The sequence below is a fragment of the Bartonella sp. SD1336NMGDW genome (assembly GCF_042193565.1).
Classification (GTDB): Bacteria; Pseudomonadota; Alphaproteobacteria; order Rhizobiales; family Rhizobiaceae; genus Bartonella; species Bartonella grahamii.
The window spans coordinates 1-3155 of the sequence record NZ_JBHILW010000045.1 but is presented as its reverse complement, the minus strand read 5'-3'; the positions used below and the strand labels follow the sequence as shown (position 1 = coordinate 3155).

Sequence of the window (3155 nt, the reverse complement as noted above, 5' to 3'; positions counted from 1 at the left end):
GCTCTAATCCTTCTTTCGATATCTTTCTCATCTGACGCTCCATAAAAAAAGCCCCACAAAAGTGAGGCTGGATAAAATGATGTTCTAATCAATCTCGCGCTAATTATAATAAAGTGGCTCGCTACATCCACGGGCGCCTATTTTTTCATCTTCGACATAACGAGAATGCGCAAAGTTCCGTACAAGATGATCATTGTTAGAGCCACCAGTCCAATCGCCTCCTCCCAACATAACATTTATGTCTACACGTAAACTGCTTCCTTGCTCCCCTGTATGCCATTTAGTCACTGGATAACAACCAGACAAATATTGCCACACATAACCGCAACCATCCTCACAACCAATATACGAAATCATCCGTCTATTGTTTGTATCAACGTGTCCTCCAGACGTTTTGGGAGAAGGCGCTTTATTGCCTATAATACTGGTTCCCGAATTGATTCCACACATGCAAGACGCGAACTCATCACTCGTCAAAAATCTCTTACTAACAGACCAAAAATCAAATGCATGATCCGCATAGCTACGATTGATCGTAATCGGAACACCATATGCCGACTTTGCATTTTGACCTGTCCCTGATTGAAGATAAATATCAACCCAAATATTATGCCACGGATTGTAAACCATCCCTTCTGGACTACTACGTGGGCGGTGATTTAAACACCAAACAGAATTGGGCAAAACATCTCCCGCTTGATAACCCGATAAGAGATGACCTTCAATCTCACCAACATCCGCACATAGCGTATGAAATCCACCAATCTTTTCAGAATTATCCTCTGTATAGCCATCAGGAGCCGTCGGATTTTGCGAAAACTCAAAGGATAGCTCATTCGTCTGATCTTTTAAGATGAGATATATATAATAATCCTTTCCTGCTTCAAGATCTTCGTCAAAAGTCATCCTTCCACGCCCTGGAATGCGGTAAAAGAGGTGCCTGCCCCCATTCTCACCACCATGATAAAAGCGAAAACATGCCCCTTTATTGATCACAAGACCTTTTCTATTTTTCGGATCGGCTTCCAGAATTCTGTGAGGCTGATTAAAACGCACATCCTCTAAAAAACTAGTGGAAAGAGAACCTACCACTGCCTTGTTGGTGAGTTGATCAACCTCTAGATTCAACGTATCACCCGCTTGAATAAAGAAGAGCACTATTTTGACTCCCTCCATCATTCGTGCTTTTTGTTCAACTAACTCTTTAAGAATGGGTAGGACGCTTTGATGATCGCTTTTGCAAAGATTTTTTTGTTTGTTGACGTTTTCTTTCATTCTTAAAATGAGTTATCATGGCCCGTTCCTTCTTTCTCGTATTGCTTAGACCAAAAGTATCATTGTCCATAAATTGCTGATATCCAGCTATCATGAGATCGGTTAGGAACGAGTCACTTTTCAGAGGTTGTGTAAAATAAATCCCCTTTGAATCCTGCAATTTATATCGAAAGCCTGCTTTTTTCATGCACTCATATACTGAAGCAAATTCACTTGCATACGAATTCATATCACTAGAAGAAGCATAAACCGGTTTCCAGCCACATTTTAAAAGTGATTGTTCGATTACAGCCCGATCTGCTCTAGGCTTTTCCCATAAAACCAAAGTCGATGGGGGAGGATTGCCTAACTGACATCCAGCTGTACTTAAGAGAGCCATGCAGCTCAATAGTTTTAAGATTTTTTTCATTTTTCCCCTCCTCCATAGTTTTTTTAAAAAATCTTATAAGAAGAGTTGAATTTCAAACTAAGAGCTTTCTCCGCCTTTTCAATCTGTAGATTATCAGCCGCATTTTCTTCAGTACGAAAATTGATAATATCATCATTATATTTATTAACTTTATCAATTAATACTGCAACATCATCTAAGGTATAGGTTTTCATGAATCCTCCCCTGCATACTCTTTAATTCTTTTGCAGAGAAATTCATAAAAATTACTTGCGTAATACTGGGGATCGTCAAGTGGAAACTTAAGATAGAGCGGGCACTCTCCATCCCGAAACTGCGTATAATCAAAATAAAAGGTTTCACCAAAATCAGTTGTGCAGATAACAAGTTGTTTGGGGTCCGTAAAGCCATCTCTTCTATCGAGCAAATTTCGGTAAACAATATCACCAGCAGGAATACCTGCGCAGATTTCATAAATACTGAATATTTCTTCACCTCCAATTTCTCCTCCTCCATAATTTTTTAAAAAACCCTTATAGGAAGAGGTAAATTGTAAATCGAGAGTATTCTCAGCTGTTTTAATCCTTACATCATCAGGAGCATTATCTTTAGTACCAAAATTAATAGCATGACTATGCATATCAATATATTGTGCAACATCTGATAAAGTATAACTTTTCATAAATTTTTCTCCATAAGTCACAGCGTGTTTTTACTCATAATGAGTGTTTCTAATGATCAATATTTCTCTACCATAGCCAATGGAATTGGGATGAGATTGATAAAATCATAAGAGATCTTTTTTTGAAGGAACTCTTTTCTCATCTGTGTCTGTAAAATCATCTCGCATTTACAATATATGATATAATTAAAGGGGATGATCATTAAAGCTTAGAGAGCGCCTTTTAGTGTCATTACTCCAATATTTGCAATAATTACTTTTTTTTTCCTGCTTAGGAGACTTTTTTTGAAATCCAACAAATAACTTTTTTGATAAAATTTGTCTTTGGCTTCATATGAGCAACCAAACTCTTGTCTTGATAAAATGAGTAGAGAACCTCAACGAGAGGACTATCTTGTTCTTGTGTCACAGGATGTAACATAATAGGCCTACAATCGACTCCAATAGGAGCTCTTCCTGATGCCATTCTTTCCACATTTGTACCTGTTATTATGTGTCCTTTTTCTTTCCAAGAAGAAACTGTTTCAGGATCAAACAGTTCATCTTCCTGATAAACTTTTTGACCTTTAAATTCCATAGGCTCAGCTGCCCCCATACTTTTTTTCTTTATCCATTTCATGATTCATAATCCCCTCGATTTTTTCAAAATAATCAATTTATTCTTTGTTCTAAATAGACTTAAATAAACTCTCCTTCCAAGAGCGAGGTTATTCCTCGCTAAAAAGCTCTGAGTGATCATCAAGCTTTTCTGCCACCTGTTTAATCAAAGCGTAACTCACTTGCTTCACCTTTGCTACTTCTTTGGCTAAA

Annotated in this window: 5 protein-coding genes; all 5 read right to left on the bottom strand. The window is 37.7% G+C overall.

The window, feature by feature from the left end; translation table 11 throughout:
• Positions 1–99: 99 nt before the first annotated feature.
• A complete protein-coding gene (locus tag ACFIKH_RS08820) occupies positions 100–1158 on the bottom strand; it encodes a hypothetical protein (protein WP_375671506.1) in 1059 nt (352 codons plus the stop codon).
• A gap of 46 nt (positions 1159–1204) precedes the next feature.
• The gene (locus ACFIKH_RS08815) at positions 1205–1684 is read right to left on the bottom strand and encodes a hypothetical protein (RefSeq protein ID WP_375626812.1); all 480 of its coding nucleotides are present in this window, start codon (positions 1682–1684) and stop codon (positions 1205–1207) included.
• Between the two features lie 23 nt (positions 1685–1707).
• A complete protein-coding gene (locus ACFIKH_RS08810) occupies positions 1708–1878 on the bottom strand; it encodes a hypothetical protein (RefSeq protein ID WP_375626879.1) in 171 nt (56 codons plus the stop codon).
• Positions 1875–2345 (bottom strand): SMI1/KNR4 family protein, encoded by a 471-nt coding sequence (locus tag ACFIKH_RS08805; protein ID WP_375649092.1) that lies wholly within the window; start codon positions 2343–2345, stop codon positions 1875–1877. Before ACFIKH_RS08805 ends, ACFIKH_RS08810 begins: the two co-directional genes overlap by 4 nt.
• Before the next feature lie 271 nt (positions 2346–2616).
• Positions 2617–2964 (bottom strand): HNH/ENDO VII family nuclease, encoded by a 348-nt coding sequence (locus tag ACFIKH_RS08800; protein ID WP_375649089.1) that lies wholly within the window; start codon positions 2962–2964, stop codon positions 2617–2619.
• Between the last annotated feature and the right edge of the window lie 191 nt (positions 2965–3155).